The sequence below is a fragment of the Paractinoplanes abujensis genome, assembly GCF_014204895.1.
GTDB lineage: Bacteria > Actinomycetota > Actinomycetes > Mycobacteriales > Micromonosporaceae > Actinoplanes > Actinoplanes abujensis.
This window is the reverse complement of record NZ_JACHMF010000001.1, coordinates 1,487,552-1,505,681: the sequence shown is the minus strand read 5'-3', so window position 1 is coordinate 1,505,681 and position 18,130 is coordinate 1,487,552. Positions and strand designations below refer to the sequence as shown.

20 protein-coding genes are annotated in these 18,130 nt (G+C 70.6%); 14 read left to right on the top strand and 6 right to left on the bottom strand.

The annotated features are described in order from the left end of the window. The first annotated feature begins 96 nt into the window (after positions 1 to 96). Positions 97 to 1,116, top strand: coding sequence for an ATP-binding cassette domain-containing protein (locus tag BKA14_RS06285; RefSeq protein ID WP_184949970.1), 1,020 nt, complete (start codon positions 97 to 99; stop codon positions 1,114 to 1,116). Beyond that, positions 1,113 to 1,895 carry an ABC transporter permease gene (locus BKA14_RS06280; protein WP_203721979.1) on the top strand — a complete coding sequence of 261 codons (783 nt, stop codon included), beginning with the start codon at positions 1,113 to 1,115 and terminating at the stop codon, positions 1,893 to 1,895. The genes BKA14_RS06285 and BKA14_RS06280 overlap by 4 nt, the downstream gene beginning before the upstream one ends. Before the next feature lie 70 nt (positions 1,896 to 1,965). Here the strand turns inward: BKA14_RS06280 and BKA14_RS06275 are convergent, their stop codons facing one another. Beyond that, complete coding sequence (locus BKA14_RS06275) at positions 1,966 to 2,310, bottom strand: MmcQ/YjbR family DNA-binding protein (RefSeq protein WP_184949969.1); 345 nt, start codon at positions 2,308 to 2,310, stop codon at positions 1,966 to 1,968. A gap of 132 nt (positions 2,311 to 2,442) precedes the next feature. Here BKA14_RS06275 and BKA14_RS06270 point away from each other — a divergent pair, with 132 nt between their 5' ends. The 3 genes from BKA14_RS06270 to BKA14_RS06260 all read left to right on the top strand — a co-directional run bounded on the left by BKA14_RS06270 (position 2,443) and on the right by BKA14_RS06260 (position 4,988). Next, positions 2,443 to 3,135: a DivIVA domain-containing protein gene (locus BKA14_RS06270; RefSeq protein ID WP_184949968.1), complete on the top strand. Its 693-nt coding sequence runs from the start codon at positions 2,443 to 2,445 to the stop codon at positions 3,133 to 3,135. Between the two features lie 54 nt (positions 3,136 to 3,189). Then, positions 3,190 to 4,038, top strand: a complete 849-nt coding sequence (locus BKA14_RS06265) for a hypothetical protein (protein WP_184949967.1) — start codon at positions 3,190 to 3,192, stop codon at positions 4,036 to 4,038. Between the two features lie 263 nt (positions 4,039 to 4,301). After that, positions 4,302 to 4,988, top strand: coding sequence for a S1 family peptidase (locus tag BKA14_RS06260; protein ID WP_184949966.1), 687 nt, complete (start codon positions 4,302 to 4,304; stop codon positions 4,986 to 4,988). Here the strand turns inward: BKA14_RS06260 and BKA14_RS06255 are convergent. After that, the gene (locus tag BKA14_RS06255) at positions 4,966 to 5,601 is read right to left on the bottom strand and encodes a class I SAM-dependent DNA methyltransferase (RefSeq protein ID WP_184949965.1); all 636 of its coding nucleotides are present in this window, start codon (positions 5,599 to 5,601) and stop codon (positions 4,966 to 4,968) included. The genes BKA14_RS06260 and BKA14_RS06255 overlap by 23 nt on opposite strands. A 373-nt stretch (positions 5,602 to 5,974) precedes the next feature. On the opposite strand from BKA14_RS06255, the gene BKA14_RS06250 reads away from it, so the two are divergent. Then, entirely contained in the window at positions 5,975 to 7,216 is a 1,242-nt protein-coding gene (locus tag BKA14_RS06250; protein WP_184949964.1) for an LCP family protein, read from the top strand. On the opposite strand, the gene BKA14_RS06245 is transcribed toward BKA14_RS06250, so the two are convergent. After that, complete coding sequence (locus tag BKA14_RS06245) at positions 7,191 to 7,982, bottom strand: class I SAM-dependent methyltransferase (RefSeq protein ID WP_184949963.1); 792 nt, start codon at positions 7,980 to 7,982, stop codon at positions 7,191 to 7,193. The genes BKA14_RS06250 and BKA14_RS06245 overlap by 26 nt on opposite strands. Before the next feature lie 158 nt (positions 7,983 to 8,140). Between BKA14_RS06245 and BKA14_RS06240 the strand changes: the two genes are divergently transcribed. Beyond that, positions 8,141 to 8,647, top strand: a complete 507-nt coding sequence (locus BKA14_RS06240; RefSeq protein ID WP_184949962.1) for a hypothetical protein — start codon at positions 8,141 to 8,143, stop codon at positions 8,645 to 8,647. A 9-nt stretch (positions 8,648 to 8,656) separates the two neighbouring features. On the opposite strand, the gene BKA14_RS06235 is transcribed toward BKA14_RS06240, so the two are convergent. Further along, positions 8,657 to 9,613: a TIGR03885 family FMN-dependent LLM class oxidoreductase gene (locus BKA14_RS06235; protein ID WP_184949961.1), complete on the bottom strand. Its 957-nt coding sequence runs from the start codon at positions 9,611 to 9,613 to the stop codon at positions 8,657 to 8,659. 182 nt (positions 9,614 to 9,795) lie between these two features. On the opposite strand from BKA14_RS06235, the gene BKA14_RS06230 reads away from it, so the two are divergent. From BKA14_RS06230 to BKA14_RS06220, 3 genes are all read left to right on the top strand, one after another. Next, complete coding sequence (locus tag BKA14_RS06230) at positions 9,796 to 10,464, top strand: MBL fold metallo-hydrolase (RefSeq protein ID WP_239092448.1); 669 nt, start codon at positions 9,796 to 9,798, stop codon at positions 10,462 to 10,464. A gap of 51 nt (positions 10,465 to 10,515) precedes the next feature. Beyond that, a complete protein-coding gene (locus BKA14_RS06225) occupies positions 10,516 to 10,974 on the top strand; it encodes a hypothetical protein (RefSeq protein WP_184949959.1) in 459 nt (152 codons plus the stop codon). A gap of 117 nt (positions 10,975 to 11,091) precedes the next feature. Further along, positions 11,092 to 12,045, top strand: coding sequence for an ABC transporter substrate-binding protein (locus tag BKA14_RS06220; protein WP_184949958.1), 954 nt, complete (start codon positions 11,092 to 11,094; stop codon positions 12,043 to 12,045). Positions 12,046 to 12,054: 9 nt separating this feature from the next. On the opposite strand, the gene BKA14_RS06215 is transcribed toward BKA14_RS06220, so the two are convergent. Beyond that, positions 12,055 to 13,014, bottom strand: a complete 960-nt coding sequence (locus BKA14_RS06215) for a helix-turn-helix transcriptional regulator (protein ID WP_184949957.1) — start codon at positions 13,012 to 13,014, stop codon at positions 12,055 to 12,057. 141 nt (positions 13,015 to 13,155) lie between these two features. Here BKA14_RS06215 and BKA14_RS06210 point away from each other — a divergent pair, with 141 nt between their 5' ends. Beyond that, positions 13,156 to 13,920: an esterase/lipase family protein gene (locus BKA14_RS06210; RefSeq protein ID WP_239092449.1), complete on the top strand. Its 765-nt coding sequence runs from the start codon at positions 13,156 to 13,158 to the stop codon at positions 13,918 to 13,920. On the opposite strand, the gene BKA14_RS06205 is transcribed toward BKA14_RS06210, so the two are convergent. Next, positions 13,859 to 14,887 (bottom strand): LacI family DNA-binding transcriptional regulator, encoded by a 1,029-nt coding sequence (locus BKA14_RS06205; RefSeq protein WP_184949956.1) that lies wholly within the window; start codon positions 14,885 to 14,887, stop codon positions 13,859 to 13,861. The genes BKA14_RS06210 and BKA14_RS06205 overlap by 62 nt on opposite strands. Positions 14,888 to 15,035: 148 nt before the next feature. On the opposite strand from BKA14_RS06205, the gene BKA14_RS06200 reads away from it, so the two are divergent. From BKA14_RS06200 to BKA14_RS06190, 3 genes are read left to right on the top strand one after another with little or no spacing between them, the layout of a single operon-like run. Next, a complete protein-coding gene (locus BKA14_RS06200) occupies positions 15,036 to 16,328 on the top strand; it encodes an extracellular solute-binding protein (protein ID WP_184949955.1) in 1,293 nt (430 codons plus the stop codon). A 9-nt stretch (positions 16,329 to 16,337) separates the two neighbouring features. Then, entirely contained in the window at positions 16,338 to 17,291 is a 954-nt protein-coding gene (locus tag BKA14_RS06195; protein WP_184949954.1) for a carbohydrate ABC transporter permease, read from the top strand. Then, on the top strand, positions 17,288 to 18,118 hold the full coding sequence (locus tag BKA14_RS06190) for a carbohydrate ABC transporter permease (protein ID WP_239092450.1): 831 nt from the start codon (positions 17,288 to 17,290) through the stop codon (positions 18,116 to 18,118). Before BKA14_RS06195 ends, BKA14_RS06190 begins: the two co-directional genes overlap by 4 nt. Positions 18,119 to 18,130: the final 12 nt, after the last annotated feature.

The window sequence follows — 18,130 nt, the reverse complement described above, 5'->3', positions numbered from 1 at the left end:
CGCACCGCGGCGGTCGGATGGGTGCTGACGGCGGTTAACCACAGCGGTCAGCGGCTCGTGCGCAGGTCGTCAGTGGGCGGCGGCAGGCTCGGCCCTATGACAGACACCGCCATCGTGGCCGAGGGGCTGCGCAAGACGTACAAGGGCGTGGCCGCGCTCGACGGGTTCCGGCTGGAGGTGCCGGCCGGGACGGTGTGCGGGCTGCTCGGGCCCAACGGCGCGGGCAAGACCACCGCTGTGCGGATCCTGGCCACGCTGCTGCGCTTCGACGAGGGGAGGGTCATGGTGGCCGGGGCCGACGTGGCCCGGCAACCGGAACTGGTACGTGATCGGATCGCCCTGACGGGACAGTACTCGGCACTGGACGGGTCGCTCACCGGGCGGCAGAACCTGGTGCTCTTCGGCCGGCTGCAGCACCTGGGCCGCCGGGCCGCGAAGGCGCGGGCCGAGGAGTTGCTCGAGCAGTTCGACCTGACCGGGGCGGCCAACCGGTCGGCGACCGAATACTCCGGCGGCATGCAGCGACGGCTTGACCTCGCGGCCAGCCTGATCCGGGCGCCGCAGGTGCTGTTCCTCGACGAGCCGACCACCGGGCTCGACCCGCGCAGCCGAAACCAGGTCTGGGACACCGTTCGCAAGCTGGTCGCGGAGGGCACGACCGTGCTGCTGACCACGCAATACCTGGACGAGGCGGACCGGCTGGCCGACCGCATCTCGGTGGTCGACACCGGGCGGGTCGTGGCCGAGGGAACGCCTGACGAGCTCAAGGCCGAGATCGGCGCGGACCGGCTGGAGGTCGTGATCCGCGACCCGGGGCGGATGGCCGACACGGCCGCGCTGCTGAGCCGGGTCGCGGGGGCGCAGGCCGACGCCGACCCGGACACGCGGCGGCTGCGGGTGGCGGTCACCGACCGGGTGGACGCGCTGGTGGAGTCGGCCCGGGCGTTGCGCGACGCCGGGATCGTGGTCGACGACCTGGGCCTCCGGCGCCCGACGCTCGACGAAGCCTTCCTACGCCTGACCGGACACCCGACCGCCGGCAACACCCACCCCGGCGCCGACATTAGCCGCCCGCCCAGCCGGCCCATCGCCGACGAGCACGAGGAGAGCCGATGACCACCGCACTTGCCGACGGGTGGGTGATGACCGGTCGCTACCTGCGGCACGTCGTCCGGGAACCCGAGCAGATCATCATCTACTTCTCGCTGCCCATCATGTTCACGCTCGTCTTCGGCTACGTGTTCGGCAGCGGCATGGCTGTGGGCGGCGACGACTACCGCGAGTTCCTGCTCCCGGGGGTGTTCGTGATGACCCAGCTGTACGGGCTGGGGGCCACCGCGACGGCCATCTCGCTCGACATCAACCGCGGCGTGGTCGACCGGTTCCGGTCGATGCCCACGGCCCGGTCCGCGCTCATGGTCGGCCGGAGCACCGCTGATCTCGTACGGGCCCTCATCGAGATGGCCGTGCTGCTCGTCTGCGGGGTGCTGGTCGGGTGGCAGGCGAACCGGGGCGTCTGGCCCGCGCTCGCCGCGATCGGGCTGATCCTGCTGTTGCGGCTGGCCCTGACCTGGGTCGGCATGTTTCTCGGCAGCGTCGTGCCCAACCCGGACACGGTCAGCCTGATCGTCTTCCCGCTGGCGTTCCCGCTGACCGCGCTGTCCAACGTCTTCGTGGCGCCGGAGCAGATGCCGGCCTGGCTGGGCGGGGTCTCGCAGTGGAACCCGATCTCGGCCACCGTGGCCGCGGCCCGCGAGCTGTTCGGCAACCCGGGGCTGGGCAGTGACGCCTGGCCCGCCGAGAACGCGGTCCTGCTCGCCGTGGTGTGGCCGCTCGCGCTCATCACGGTCTTCGCCCCGCTCGCGATCCGCCGCTACCGGCTGCTCGGCCGGTAACTACCAAGCGGAGCGCCGCCGGTCTACGGGGGCCGGCGGCGCTCCGGTGGGAGTGGTCAGCGGTTGCGAATTATTCGGGTGGGCGTCTCATGTCCCAGGCGTCTGTGATCAGTTCCTCCAGGCGCGACACGGTTACTTCCGGGAGCCGGCACATCACCAGCGGTAGGCCGTCGTAGGACGGGACCGTGAAGAACAGGTCGGGTTCGCCCAGGATGAGGGCCTGCTTCTCGGCCTCGTCGCCGACGTAGAGAACTGCCACGTCACTCCGGACGACGCGGGGCTTACCCGGCTCACGCTGCGGATATGACCAGACGAAGCCCTTGTTGCCGACCCGGAAGTCGAAGCCCTCGCTGTCGATCTCGACCGTGCCGGGCAGGGCGAGGGCCACTCGGCGTACGTCGTCGGCGTCGGCCACCGCAAGATCCCTTCTGTGCCAGTCTCGTCGGCGGGTGAGGCGACTGATGCTATGACACAGGGGGCGCGACTCCAGGAACTGTGCGTACTATGCGGCGGCACAGTGATAACAGCAGGGAAGCCGAGGAGCACGATGCCGCTAACGCCAGCCGACGTTCACAACGTGGCTTTCAAGAAGCCGGCGATCGGCAAGCGCGGGTACGACGAGGAGGACGTCGACGCCTTCCTCGACGAGGTCGAGCAGGAGCTGATCCGCCTCCTCGAGGAGAACCGCGCCCTTCAGGACCAGGCGCAGCGCCCCGGTCCGGCCGGGCCGTCCGCGTCGGGGCCCAACAACCGCGCGCTCGAGGCCGAGCTCAACGACCTCACCGCCCAGCTGGGCCGGCTGCAGGAGGCCCGGGCCCGGGCCGAGCAGAACGCGCGCAGCATCCAGACGCAGCTCGAACGGGCCCGCCGCGAGACGCCGTCGACCCCGCCGCCGTCGGCCGGTGACGCCGCCGACTCGCCGGTGCTGATGATGGCCCGCCGTACGGCCGACGACCACATGCGCGACGCCCGTGCCGAGGCCGAGACGTTGATAGAGAACGCCCGGTCCGAGTCGGACAAGGTCACCAGCGACGCGCAGCTGACCGCCAGCACGATCGAGAGCGACGCCCGGCGCAAGCACACCGAGGCCATGAACGGCCTGGTCGACAAGCGCAACGCGGCCCTCGACGAGATCGACAAGCTGGGCCGTCTGGCGCAGACCTACCAGCAGGCCCTGGGCGACCACGTTCAGCGCCAGCTGCAGGAACTGGACAGCGCTTCGGGGCGTGACCTGGACTGACGCGCCACGCCGACGACGGCGGCCACCACCTCCGGCCAGGTATGTTCTACGGCCATGAGGACGGTGAGCCGCCGCCTTGCGCTCTGGCGGTCTGATCTCGAGGGCGGCGTGTGCGCGGCCCCGGAAGAGGCCGCGCCCGCAAAGCCGGAAGTGGCCGCGCCCCGGGAGCAAGACCCCGGGACCGTACGGGTGGCGATCGAGCACCGCGGCCACCGCGAGGAGTTCGACAGCACCCTGCGGCAGGACGTCGAGTGGCAGTTCGCCGGCCTGACCTGGCCCGCGGACATTGCGCCGGGCACGTTCGTCACCGTCGAGTGGCATGAGAAGAAGCGTGAGGCGACCGTCCGCACCGCGCCGCTCGAGGAGCCGCTACGCGTCGACGGGGTCGAGTACTGGCACGAGTACGACCCCAAGGTCGTCACCCGCGACTCCCGCCCCGACAAGTCGAACCGGGGCGCCGTGCTGCACACCGTGCGGAAGCTGGGCCGGGTCTTCGACGACGGCAGCGCTGTCCTCACCGAGGAGCTGCTGGCCAAACGCTGCGGCCTGGGCCGCGGTCAGAAGGGCGCGTTCCTGCTCAAGAACGCGATCGACCAGCTGATCCGCGAGGGTTTCCTGACCCGGGTCGTCGGCAGCGTCGACTCGGCCGGCCACCCGTCCTATCCCCCGGCCGACGGCCAGGCCACGGCCGACATGGTGTTCTACGCCCCGATGGTCGAGCCGATCCCCACCGAGTCGCACCGCGGTGAGCACTGGGTGACCGGTTTCATCCGCAAGTTGCCGCGCGGCGCTCAGCCCACCCAGAAGCAGCTCGACCTCTACCACCAGGCCCGCCAGTTCCAGGACATCGGCCCGCTCAAGCCCGGCTACACCTTCGTGCAGCGCCACCACCGCAACAGCTGAGGGGGCGGTGGGCGGCAGCTCCGCCGAAGGCCTCGGTGTGCGGCGGCTTGCCCTGGTCGAGCGTGAGGGTGCGGGCCAGTTCGTCCCGCCGACGTACATCAGGTGGGTCCCCGCGTCCACGCTATCGGCGGTCATCACACGGTGATAGGTACGAAGTGAGGTTGCGCCGGGCGCGCCGGGGCGTCGTACCGTACTTCGACAGCCTTCGATCCGGCTCCGCACCCCGGGGCGCCGGTCCGAACGACCCCCCGAAAGGAGTCGGCGTGCGCATCCGCATCGTCGTCGCTTCTCTTGCCACCGCCCTGACCGGAGCCCTCGCGATCCCCTCGGCCGCTCTGGCCGCCGTCGAGGACCCGAGCACCACCATCATCGGCGGCGGGACGGTCTCGTCCGCGCCGTGGGCCGCGGCCGTCCTCAGCAACGGCAGCTTCACGTGCTCCGGCACGATCATCTCGGCCAACTACGTGCTGACCGCGCGGCACTGCATCTCGGGCACGATGTCGGTGCGGGTGGGCAGCGTGAACCGCACGTCGGGCGGCACCACGCGCGCGGTGAGCAGCACGTCGACCCGTTACGACCTGGCCCTGATGCGGCTCGCGTCGCCGATCACCACGTCGTACATGCCGCTGTCGGGCGCGTACCCGCCGGTCGGTTCGACCAACAACATCTACGGCTGGGGCATGACCTGCTACAGCGGCTGCAGCGCGTCGACGACGCTGAAGACGGCCACCGTACAGGTCACCTCGACCAACCAGACCGACGCGTACGGCGGCCGCGCGATCGGCAGCACCCGGATCAACGGCAACGCGTGGCGCGGCGACTCCGGCGGCCCGCAGGTCTACAACGGCGCGCAGGTCGGCGTGGCGTCCACGGCGGACGGCACCGCCCGCCAGTACTACGGCAGTGTCGCCTACAACCGTGCCTGGATCACCTCAGTGGCGGGCGTCTGACGATCAGGTAGCCCTGCGGCACCAGTTCCGTCCCCTCGGGCGGCCGGCCACCTTGGAACACCAGGGTGAAGCCGGCCGCCTCGAGCCGTGTCAGCATCTCGGCGGCCGAGAGCCAGTACGCGTCGAACTCGACCCCCACGGACCGCCCGGCCCGGCGCCGCGTGCCGTCACCGTCCTTGAAGGCGCACGCCAGGTAGCCACCGGGTTTGACCACGCGGCCCAGTTCGCCGAACGCGCTGTCGCGGGCTTCGGGCGGCAGGAAGATCAGCGAATACCAGCAGACGACACCGGCCAGGGAGGCGTCCGCGAACGGCAGGGCGCGCACGTCGCCCACCTCGTACGGGAAACCGGGGTTGTCGCGGCGGGCCACCTCGATCATGCCGGGCGCGAGGTCGACCCCGCGCGGCGCGACACCGCGACCGGCCAGGTAGGGCAGCAGCCGGCCGGTCCCGCAGCCGACGTCGGCCACCTCCCGGCCCAGGCCCGCGGCCAGGGTCAGTTCGCAGAACAGGTCGAGAAGGGCCCGCTCGATCGGCATGCCGTCGAGCAGACCGGCCAGCCGCTCGGCGTAGAACTCGGCCAGTTCGTCGTGCGCGTCCCGCAACTCGTCCATCGCGGAACCCTATTACCGCCGAGACCTCCAGCCAATTCTCAGGAATGGCCGCGAAGCCATTCCGCATAGCCGCCCGCGAATGGCGTCCAGGATGAGCGCGGAAACCAAAAGCCGCCGAAATCGGGCACCGACCAGGCGGTTGTTCGATCTCTGTCGAAGAATGGACGGGACCGCTCGACGCGATCGGATCGCTACCCAGCGTACGGAAATCCGGGCCTCTGTATCCGAAACGTTGTCGTGGGGTCACCCCTTGTCCAGCGGGGTTGACTAATAGATCTCGAACATATATCTGTTTCCACGGTGTTGAGCCCGGCGCGGGCGGTCTCCGTACTCGGAGGTACCGAACGCCCGTGTCACGAGGGAGCTTTCACGTATGCCGCCACAGACCGCCATGCAGGGCGATCGGGTAGCCCGTCCGGGCCGCAGCAACACCTACGGCGGGGGCGGCACCTACGGCGGCGGGGGCGGCCCCTCCGGTTCCCCGGCAGCCAAGGGCAAAAAGAAGTCCAAGCGCCACAAATCGCCGCTGTGGGCGAAACTGCTGACCACGTTCGGCGTGATCCTGGCCCTGGTCGGGGTGGGCGGCATCGTGGTCGTGAAGTACTTCCTCAATCAGCTGACGTCGAACATTCAGACGACGTCGAGCGTGCTCGACTCCAACGGCCTGGGCAACAAGACCGTGCCGGTCGGCAAGCTGCCCGACGGCGCGATGAACCTGCTGATGCTCGGCCTCGACACGCGCACCGGGTGGGGCGAGGGTGAGTCCCGCTCGGACACGATCCTGATCCTGCACATCACCGCCTCGCACGACCAGGCGTACATGATCTCGATCCCGCGCGACACGGTGGCCAAGATCCCGGCCGACGAGTCGATGGGTGTCCGCGAGCAGACCACCAAGATCAACGCGGCCTACCTCTTCGGCTCGCAGAACGGGCGCGGCTGGCAGGGCGGCGCCAAGCTGGCCACCAAGGCCATCCACGAGCTGACCGGCATCGAGTTCGACGGTGTCATGGTCATCGACTTCAACGGCTTCAAGGGCATCCTCGAGGCGATGGGCGGCGTGCACCTCTGCGTCGACAAGCGGATGTGGTCGAGCCACTACGTGGTCAACAACGGCAAGGTCGAGTACGCGCACGGCAAGGACCCGACATCGCCGCCGCGCAACGCCCTCTGGTTCGAGAAGGGCTGCCGCAACATGCAGCCGTGGGAGGCGCTGGAGTTCTCGCGCCTGCGGCACTCGACGAACGGCGACTACGACCGTCAACGCCACCAGCAGCAGCTGCTGCGCGCGATGGCCAAGAAGGCCAGCAGCTCGGGCGTGATGGGCAACCCGACCAAGGTCTCCAAGATCCTGGCCGCGGCCGGCAAGTCGCTCAAGATGGACACGCACGGCGTGCCCGTCGACAGCTTCATCTTCGGCCTCAAGGGCCTGGCCGCCGGTGACCTGATCCCGATCAAGACCAACGGCGGCACGTTCGCGCCCGGCCAGGGCGGCGGCGAGGGCATCTCCGACGACACGCGCAAGCTGTTCGAGGCGACCTCGGCCGACCGGCTGCCCGAGTTCCTGGGCCGGCACCCCGAGATGCTGATCAACGACGCGACCGCCGCCTCCTGATCACCGCACTCCACGCGGGGACCCGCTGGACCGGGCCGCCCGGCTCCAGCGGCACCCCGTAGACCTCGCTGCGGCCCTGGTCGACGATCTCCCACTCGCCGGCCGGGAAGACGGCTTCGGTCTCCGCGGCCCCGAACCGCCGCGGCGCCCGCACCCCGGCCCGGATCAGTCTGTCCACCAGCGGCGGCAGCCGGGTCGGCCGGGCCCCCTGGTCGAGCAGGTAGTCGAGCGGGTCGCCCGCGTGGTCGGTCTCGCTGAGGAAGAGCGTGCCCCGCTCCCCCAGCAGCGCCGCGACGTTTCCGGCCAGCGCGTGGCGGGCGTCGTCGTCGAGCACGTGCAGCACGCCCCGGATGTGCACGTTGGCGTCACCGAGCTCGCCGTGCAGCCGCTCGCCGAGCCCCGGGGCGCCGACGTCGGCCACCCGGAACGTGACCCGGTCATCGCCGGCCGGGGTGGCGCGGGCGATCGCGGCGGCCGACCCGTCGACACCGATGACGCGCGGGGCGAAGTCGCTCAACTCGTACGTGCGGCGCCCCGATCCGCAGCCGAGGTCGACCATGGGCAGGCCGGGCGCGGCGTGCTGCTTCAGCGCGGCGGCCAGGCGCTCGTGCTCGGCCGGCTCGTCGGCTTCCCACAACACGTCGCCGCCGGGACCCGTACGGGAGACGGATGTCCAATAGCGATCCCACGCGCGGGCCTGGTCGCGGGGTGCGCCGAGTGCGGTGAGGGTCAGGCGGGGGATCAGCAGATACTTGCGCCACGTCACCGCGTCATCGTGCCGGTCGCGGCGCCGGGAGGCGAGCGATCAGCGAAAACCGTACTTGGTCAACTTGTGGGCAAGTGATTCCGTCGTCGCGCAGGGCGATCACTGACGATTACGCAAAGAGATGACACCGTAACATATCGAGAGTACGGTCCCGTCCCATGATTCGGCGGAGTGGCCTGGCCACGGTCGGTACAGCGCTAACCCTCACAGCGCTCAGCCTTACGGCGTGCAGTTCGGACAGTGACAACGAGATGGTGTTCGGCGGCGACCCGGTGACGCAGTGTGTGCGCCTGCCCGAGGGCGCGTCCATGGTGGTCGGTGAGGTGGTGCAGGCGCCGGCCGGCGCCGATCTCGTCGTCCAGAAGATCGGCCTGGCCGACGCCAAGAACGTCGACATCGAGAAGGCCTTCATCGTCCCCCTCAGCAGCGGCCGGCGCCCGATCTCGACCGCCAACTACCCCCCGGCGGCCAACTCGACATGGGCCGCCCGGATGCCCGCCGAGAACGCGACCATCCGGGCCGGCGAGCAGGCCAACCTGCTGCTCGTGGTGAGCCGCAAGACCGCCCTCGACGGGTCAGCCACCGGCATGCGGATCGACTGGCTCGGCGGTTCCAAGACCAACACGACCACGTACGAGTTCCGGGCCGCCTGCGGCGGCGCGTAGGCGGCAGCCTCAGCGCAGCGCGGGCAGGACCTTGGCCCCGAACGTCTCGATGAACGGGGTCAGGTCCTGTCCGACGTGGTGCAGGTAGATGCGGTCGAAACCGAGCGCCGCGTAGCCCCGCAGCTTCTCGATGTGCTCCTCGAGGTCGGCCGAGATGTTCACGACCTTGCCCACCTGCTCGACTGTCACGTCCTCGGACACGACGTCGAAGTGCTCGACGGTCTCGAGGTCCCAGCAGACCGGCGGGGCGAAGATGTTGCTGCGCCACTGGTCGTGCGCGATCGCCTCGGCCTCGTGCTGCGTCGGCGCCCAGCTCAGGTGCACCTGCAGGCAGACCGGGCCGCGCCCGCCGGCGCCGCGGTACTGCTCGATCATCGCGCGCAGGTGGTCCTCGGGTGCGTTGACCGTGACCAGCCCGTCGGCCCAGCGCGCGCACCACGCGGCGGTCTTCGTGCTCACCGCGGCGCCGATCAGCGGGGGCGCCGTCTCGGGCCGGGTCCACAACCGGGCCCGGTCGACCTTCACCAGCCCGTCCCGGGTGACCTCCTCCCCCGCCAGCAGACCGCGAATCACCTCGACGCTCTCCAGCAGACGAGCTTCCCGTACGTCCTTGCGCGGCCACGGCTCACCGGTGATGTGCTCGTTGCTGTATTCGCCGCTGCCCAGGGCGGCCCAGAACCGGCCCGGATACATCGCCCCGAGGGTCCCGATGGCCTGCGCGATGATCGCCGGGTGATAGCGCTGCCCGGGCGCGTTGACGACCCCGAAGGACAGGTTGGTCGCCTGCAGCGCGGCCCCCAGCCAGGACCAGGCGAACGCCGATTCCCCCTGGCGGCTGCTCCACGGCGAGAAGTGATCGGAGCACATCGCCGCGTCGAAGCCGGCGCGTTCCGCGGCCACCATGGCGGCCAGCAACTCGGCGGGCGGGATCTGCTCGTGCGAGGCGTGAATGCCGTACTCCGTCATGCCGGGACCTTTACCCCGGATCCCCGCGGGAAAAGCCTGGAAAGTTCCTGAGAGCCCTCGGGACGGACTCGAATCGGATACGAAGCGCGCAACCGGTGGCGATCATCGGCGGGACCGGACCAGCATCGGGTATGCGGTTCACCCGAAGGCTCCTTTTCACGGCCGGCTCCGGAGTTCTCGGCGTGGCGATCCTCAACGCCTGTTCCTCGGCGGAGGACACACCGCCGGAAAACGCGGCCTCTGCCCCCGCTCCGTCGAGCGCCGGCACCGGCGGCTGGCAGCGGGTCAACCTCAACTTCGTCTCGGCCTACCTGCTGGTGCGCGGCACCGAAGCGGCTGTCGTCGACCTCGGCACGGGCGGCTCGGCCGACGCCATCGGGCAGGGGCTGACCGCGGCCGGCAGCAGCTTCGCGGCCGTCCGGCACGTGATCCTGACCCACAAGCACGAGGACCACGCGGGCGGCCTGGCCGGCGTGTCCGCCGAGACGCCCAACGCCAAGATCTACGTCGGTCAGGCCGATCTGGCCGAGGTCGTCGCGGAGAAGCAACTGACCGCCATCAAGGACGGCGACGAGGTGTTCGGCCTGCGGATCATCGGCACGCCGGGCCACACCGCCGGGCACATCTCCGTCTTCGACCCGTCGACCGGCACGCTGGTCGCGGGCGACGCCCTCAACACCAACAGCGGGCTGGCCGGCTCCGACCCGCAGTACACCGAGAACGAGACCGAGGCCGCCGCGTCGGTGAAGAAACTGGCCGGTCTCGACATCAAGGCGATCCTGCCCGGCCACGGCGACCCGATCACCTCGGGCGCCGCCGACGCCCTGCGCAAGCTGGCCGGCTCCCTCTGAGTTCACCTGCCGGTTGCCGGACCGCCGCCGAATGAACCTAGAGTCGGCCCGGTGACGACCTTGACCGAAGAGCGGGTTTCCGACGTCCGCCGCCGCGTGACCAACGCGGAGCAGAACGCGGCCACCCGCCACGGCGGCTTCGCCGACGCCATCCACTTCTCGTTCGACCGCCTGCGGGCCGGGCTGGAGCAGGCCCACACCACCTGCGGCCGGGTCGACAACACAGACTGGGCCTCCTATGTGACCAGTCTCGACCGCGGGCTCGACGAGCTCGACCGCGAGCTGGCCCACGCCGCCGACGCGCCCACGGCCCAGGGCCGGTTGCTGGTGCACGCGTCCAAGCTCGAGCTGGCCGGCTGGCGGCTGCGGTTCAGCCTGCCGGGCGCGGGCGACGCGGAGGGCGTACGGGACAGGCTCTCCGCGGCCGAGTCCGAGGTCGACGCGTACGCCTCCGGCTCGTCCTCACCCGAGGCCGTCCGGAGCCACCTCGATGCGCTGCGCGCGCCCTGAATCCGGCGGGACCTCCGGGCAGACATTCAAATTTCCCTTTACGCCCGACCCCGGAGCGCGATTGATCGTGTACTTTTCGCGGGCGGCCATCGCGCCGCGTAGCCCGAGGAGCACACCATGCGCCGGATCCTGGCCGCCACCGCCGTCGTCCTGCTGATCAGCACGGCGGCCTGCACCGACAAGGACGACGAGGCGGCCGGGGCCGGCGCGACCACGAAGGTCACCGTCGGGGTGATCCCGATCATCGACGTGGCGCCCATATATCTGGGCAAGCACAAGGGTTTCTTCGCCCGGCGCGGCATCGACCTGAAGCTCTCGCCCGAGCAGGGCGGCGCCCCCATCGTCGAGGGCGTGCTCGGCGGCAAATACCAGTTCGGCTTCAGCAACGTGACCTCGTTGCTGGCCGCCCAGTCGGGTGGGGCGCCGCTCAAGGCCGTGGCGGCGGGCGTCTCCTCCAACGGCCGGCCCGGCCGCGACTTCTCGGCCATCGTGGTCGGCGACAACAGCCCGATTCGCTCGGCCCGTGAGCTCGGCGGCAAGAGCATCGCGGTCAACACACTGAAGAACCTGGGCGACACGACCGTCCGGCAGTCGGTGCGCCGGGCGGGCGGCAAGGCCGACAACCTGCGGTTCACGGCGATGCCGTTCCCCGACATGCCGGGGGCGCTGCAGAGCGGCAAGGTGGACGCGGCCTGGGTCGTCGAGCCCACGCTGAGCGCCGTGCTCACCCAGGGCGGGCGGGTGCTGGCGTCGAACTTCGTGGACACCGCGCCCGACCTGACCGTGGCCCTCTACTTCACCAGCCAGGGCACCGTCACGGCGAAGTCCAAGCTGGTCGCCGACTTCACCGAGGCGATCCGGGAGTCGCTGCGCTACGCCGCGGCGCACCCCGGGGAGGTGCGCGACATCGTGGGCACCTACACCCAGATCAACGACACCGTGCGGATCGCGATGATCCTGCCCACGTGGCCCGAGGACATCAACCGCAATTCGATCGCGCGGGTGGCGGCCCTGGGCGAGCGGGACGGCATCTTCAAGAAGGCCCCGGCGATCGAGCAGTTGCTGCCCTGACGGGTGCGCTCAGTTCCCCAGCCGGGGTGACTCGCCGAACGCGTCGCGGTAGGCCGCCGCGAACCGGCCGGGGTGGTGAAAGCCCCAGCGCTCGGCGACCGTGGTCACCGTGGCACCGTCGCCGGGGCGGGCCGCCCGCAGGTCGGCGCGGGCCCGTTCGAGCCGGACCCGGCGCAGGTAGCCCAGCGGCGTGAGCGTGGAGTGGCGGCGGAAGGCGGCCTGTAGCGCCCGCGGGCCGACCTGAGCCGCCTCGGCGATCTCCATGAGGGTCAGCGGGCGTTCCGCGTTGCCGTCCATGAACTCGGCGGCCCGGCGCACGACCACCGGATCGGCGCGGCCGGCCGACGGCACCCGGGCCACGGTCATGGTGGTGTTCGGGAACACCCGCAGCATCGCGGTCGCGGCCAGCCGCATCAGCTGCGCCGCCAGCAGCGGCGGGATCGTCCGGGCGGGGTCGTGCAGGTGGTCGGCCAGGAAGTCGACGGTGGCCGACCAGTTGGCCCGTTTGCTCGCGGTCAGCGGGCGGGCGGACAGGAAGTGCAGTTCGCCGCCGGGCAGCCCGGTCAGCTCCTCGGCGATGCCGGCCACGTAGGCGGGCGGGAGACGGACGAGGGTCTTGTCCGGGTCGACGTTGTCGAGGTGCAGGATCCGGCCGATCGGATAGACGAAGCCGTCACCGGAGCCCATCGCGATCGCCTCGGCGCCCATCCGGAGCACACCGTGCCCGCCGCTCCAGACACCCGCGATCAGCGACGAGGACGGCTCCACAGCCGAGCCGTAGCGCACGCCGGAGAAGGTGACCCGATCGGTGCCCCAGTCCGGCAGGGCGGCCGAGAGCACCTCGAAGGCCACGGCTCCGGGGTCGGGGACGCGGATGCGGGCCCGGTGCGCGGCGATCCGCATCATCGCCGCCACGGCCGCGTCCTGGTCGGTCGTCCTTACCTCGCTGCGCACCGGACAGTCCGGCATCGCTATCCCCTCCCGGGTTCGATCCCCGGTAATAACGTTTCACCGGTCGTCCGATCTTCAAACGATTGCCCTGGTCGACGAGATGCACGATCATCGAGAGTTTCGGCTGAGCGGGCGGCGTCGGTGCGGCATGATGACCTCGTGCGGTGGTGGCTGCTCGGCGGGGCCGGGATGGTGGCCGTGGGGCTGCTCGTGCTGATCGGCGTGCGGGTGTTCGACGACGCCGGGGACGACGGGCCTCGACCCGATCAGGCCCGGCCCGGCCCGATCTTGCTCGTTCCCGGGTACGGGGGCAACCGCACGGCCCTGACCGAACTGGCCGGGCGGCTGACCGCCGAGGGGCGTACGGCCAAGGTCCTGACCCTGCCCGGTGACGGCACCGGAGCGCTGGAGGACCAGGCCGATCTGCTCGACGCCGAGGTCACCGACGCGCTCACGGCGGGAGCGTCCAGCGTCGACGTGGTCGGCTACTCGGCGGGCGGGGTCGTCACCCGGCTCTGGGTCTCCGAGCACCGCGGCGCCGAGAAGGCCCGTCGGGTGGTGTCGCTGGGCTCGCCCCTGCACGGCACGAAGCTGGCCGGGCTGGGCGCGTCCTTCGCCCGCGCCCAGTGCCCGCAGGCCTGTCAGGAGCTGGTGCCGGGCAGCGACCTGCTCGACAGCATCGACGAACGGCTGCCCGCGGGGCTGCCCTGGCTGTCGATCTGGACCACGAACGACGAGACCGTGCAGCCACCCGACTCGGCCGAGCTGGACGGCGCGATCAACCTGCCGCTGCAGTCGCTCTGCCCGGCCGCCCGCACGACCCACAGCGGGCTGCCGACCGACCCGTACGTGACCGCGCTGGTCATCGACGCCCTCGGCGCGGAGCCGCTGACCGAGCCGGCGAGCTGCCCGGCGGGGCGGTAGAGCCCCGCACGACCAGACGGGTCGGCACCACGGCACCCGGCGCGGCCGCGCCCGCGAGCAGCGAGAGCACCATTTTCCCGGCCGCCACCCCCTGCTCCCGTACGGGCTGGGCCACCGTCGTCAGGTCGGCCAGCTCGGCCATCGGGTGGTCGTCGATGCCCACCACCGAGATGTCCTCCGGGATCCGCAGCCCGGTGCGCCGCAGCGTGCGCATCGCACCCAGCGCCACCTCGTCGGAGTGGGCGTAGACGGCCGTCGGCGGCTCGCGCAGGCTGAGCAGCTGGGCCATGGCGTCGGCGCCGCTGAGACCGCCCCACGGCACGGTGACCACCAGGCCCGGCTCGACGGGCAGGCCGGCCTCGATCAGCGCCTCGTGGTAGGCCCGGGCCCGGCCGGGGCCGGCCGGCCAGCCGGGCTCGATCGGGTCGATCGCGGCGATCATGCCGATCCGCCGGTGGCCCAGGAAGAGCAGATGGTCGACGGCCTGGCGACCGGCGGCCGCGTCGTCGATCGAAACCGACGGGTAGTGCTCGACCTGGCCGCCGGCCGCGACGATGTGCACGCCCATCGACTCCAGCCGGTCGCGCTCGCCGCCGGCGATCGGCATGCCCAGCACCACCACGGCGTCGACCTTGCGCCGGGCGGGCAGCCGCTGGAAGAAGTCGCGCCGGTCGGCCGCGTCGCCGACGTGGTAGAGCAGCACGTCCAGGTCGGCGTCGCGCAGCACCGACTCGAGACCCTCCAGCAGCGTCGCGAAGAACCAGCGGGAGATGTGCGGCACGACCACCGCGACGCGGTCGGTGGCCCCGCCGGCCAGCCGCGAGGCCTCGGGAGAGATCACGTAGGACAGCTGCTCGGCGGCGGCCAGCACCCGGGCCCGGGTCTCCTCGGCGACGTGCGGGTGGTTGCTCAGCGCGCGGGAGGCGGTCGCCATCGACACGCCGGCGCGGCGCGCGACATCGGCCATGTTGACCCTCGTGTGGGGCGGCACAGAGATGAGCGTAGCAACGTCTGGAAGCGTTTCCGAACACGCAGAGCGTGCACATTGTGACTGTTGACATGAGACGCAGATCACAAACAGGGTTAAGTCTGCAAGCGGTTCCAAAGGAGGCGCCGTGTTCCGAAAGACATGTGTAGCCAGCTCCGCCCTCGTGCTGCTCGCCGCCGGCCTGTCCGGGTGCGGTGGCGGCGACGGCGGATCGACGACCCTGACCTACTACATCGCCGATGCCGCCCAGGAGGACGTGGCCACCCGCTGCGCGTCCGAGTCCGGCGGCGCCTACTCGTTCAACATCCAGCGGCTGCCCAACACCGCCGCCGGCGGCCGGGAGCAACTGCTGCGCCGGCTGGCCGCCGAGGACCGCTCGATGGACATCGTGAGCGTCGACCCGCCGTTCATGGCCGAGTTCGCCAACGCCGAGTTCCTGCGCCCGTTCACCGGCAGCGAGCGGCAAGAGTTCTCCGAGGGCGTGCTCGAGGGTCCGCTGCTGCAGTCCACGTTCCGCGACACGCTCTACTCGGCGCCGCTCTACGGCAACACCCAGCTGCTCTGGTATCGCAAGTCGGTGCTGGCCAAGGCGGGTGTCGACCCGTCCCGGGGCCCGGTCACCTGGGACCAGCTGATCAAGGGTGCGACCCGGGCCGGGGTCACCCTGGCCGCGCAGGGCCGGCGCAACGAGAGCCTGATGGTCTGGGTCAACGCGCTGGTGTCGTCCAGCGGCGGCTCGATCCTGCAGTCCGGCTCCGAGAACCTGCCGGCCAACGAGGTCAAGGGCGGGCTCGACACCCCGGCCGGGGCCGCGGCCGCCCGGATCATGCACGACCTCGCGGTCTCCCCCGCCGCGCCGGCCGGGTTCAGCACCGCCGGTGAGGAGGACTCGCGGGCCGCGTTCCAGGCCGGCAACGGCGGCTACATGGTCAACTGGCCGTACGTGTGGGCCGCCTTCGACTCGGCGATCGAGGAGGGCACGCTCCCGGCGAACTTCAAGGACGACGTCGGCTGGGCCGCCTACCCGCGGGTCGAGGCGGGCACCGAGAGCGCGGCGCCGTCGGGCGGGCTGGGCCTGTCGGTCAGCTCGTTCAGCCGCAAGCAGGACCTGGCGGTGGAGGCCATCCGCTGCCTCGTCTCGGCGCAGAGCCAGAAAGAGTTCATGATCAAGGCGGGTAACCCGGCCGCCCTGGGCGCGATCTTCGACGACCCCGAGATCCGCCAGAAGTTCCCGATGGCCGACGAGATCCGCACCGGCCTCGACGCGGCCACGCCCCGCCCGGTCAGCCCCTATTACGGCGACGTCACCGGCTCGATCCAGACCGCGTTCCACCCGCCGGACGCGCTGTCGCCCGGCTCCACCCCGCGGGAGGCCAACCAGCTTCTCCAGGACGTCCTGTCCAACAAGAGACTGATCTAGGGAGCGGCCATGAGCACAACCACCTCCGCCGCGCCTCCTCGGCCCCCGAAGGAGACCCGCGCGGCCCGCCGAGTCCGGCTGACCGACCGTACGCGCAAGGAACGCAACCTCGGGTGGATGCTGGCCGGCCCGGCGTTCATCGCGATGGTCGCGGTCACCGGCTACCCGATCCTCAACGCGATCTGGCTGTCGCTGTTCGACTTCCGCCTCACCGACCCGTCCGGCCGCGAGTTCGTCTTCCTGGGCAACTACCTGACGATCCTGAGCGACGGGCTGTTCTGGCAGCAGTTCGGCATCACGTCGCTGATCACGATCGTCACCGTGTCGGTCGAGCTGGTGCTGGGGTTCGGCCTGGCCATGGTGATGCACCGGGCGCTGTATCTGCGCACCGCGTTGCGTACGGCGATCCTCATCCCGTACGGGATCATCACCGTCGTCTCCGCGTACGCCTGGGCCTACGCGTTCAGCAACACGTACGGCTTCGTCAACGGGCTCTTCGGGCTCGGTGAGTACGACTGGTTCGGCGGCACCTGGTCGGCCCTGTTCACGGTGTGCGTGGCCGAGATCTGGAAGACCACGCCGTTCATGTCGCTGCTGCTGCTGGCCGGCCTGGCCCAGATCCCCGACGACTACCTGGAGGCGGCCAAGGTCGACGGGGCCACCGCCTGGCAGCGCGTCAAACGGGTCATCCTGCCCAACATGAAGGCCGCGATCATGGTGGCGCTGCTGTTCCGCACGCTCGACGCGTTCCGGATCTTCGACAGCATCTTCATCATGACGGCCGGCGCCCAGGGCACCGAGACGCTGTCGTTCCTGGCCTACCGCCAGACGATCAGCCGCGTCATGGTCGGGCTGGGCTCGGCCGTCAGCGTCATCCTGGCCGTCCTCGTGGTGCTGATCGCGGTGATGTTCGTCAAGGTCTTCAAGACCGACCTGTCCCAGCAGAGAGGGGACAAGAAGTGAAGGTCAGCCGCAGGACCCAGGCGTTCTGGATCGCCGGCGCGATCCTGATCATCGCGTACGCGATCATCCCGGTGCTCTGGATCATCTCGCTCTCGTTCAAGGAGGGCGACGACATCACCAACAAGTCGTTCCTGCCGAGCACGTGGAGCTGGGAGAACTACCGGACGGTCTTCGCCTCCGACCTGTTCACCACGGCGCTGCGCAACTCGGTCGGCATGTCGCTGATCGCCACCACGATCTCGGTCGTCCTGGCCACTCTGGCCGCGTACGCGATCTCACGGCTGGACTTCCCGGGCAAGCGGCTGGTGCTCGGGGTGGCCCTGGCCATCACGGTCTTCCCGGTCATCGCGATCGCCACCCCGCTGTTCGACCTGTGGCGCACCATCGGGCTCTACGACACCTGGCTGGGCCTGATCATTCCGTACCTGTCGTACTCGCTGCCGCTGTCGGTCTACGTGCTGGCCGCGTTCTTCCGCGAGATCCCGTGGGAGATGGAACAGGCCGCGCAGGTCGACGGGGCCACGGCTTGGCAGGCGTTCCGCCGGGTGATCGTCCCGCTGGCCGCCCCGGGCGTCTTCACCGCGGCCATCCTGACGTTCTTCGCGGTGTGGAACGACTTCGTCTTCGGCATCACGCTGACCTCCAGCGAGGCGGCCCGCCCGGTGCCCGCCGCGCTCGCCTTCTTCCAGGGCGCCTCGCAGTTCTCGCAGCCGACCGCCCCGATCGCGGCCGCCGCCGTGGTCGTCACGATCCCGGTGGTCGTCCTCGTGCTGCTCTTCCAACGCAAGATCGTCGCCGGGCTCACCAACGGCGCCGTCAAAGGCTGAAGGGGATATCGA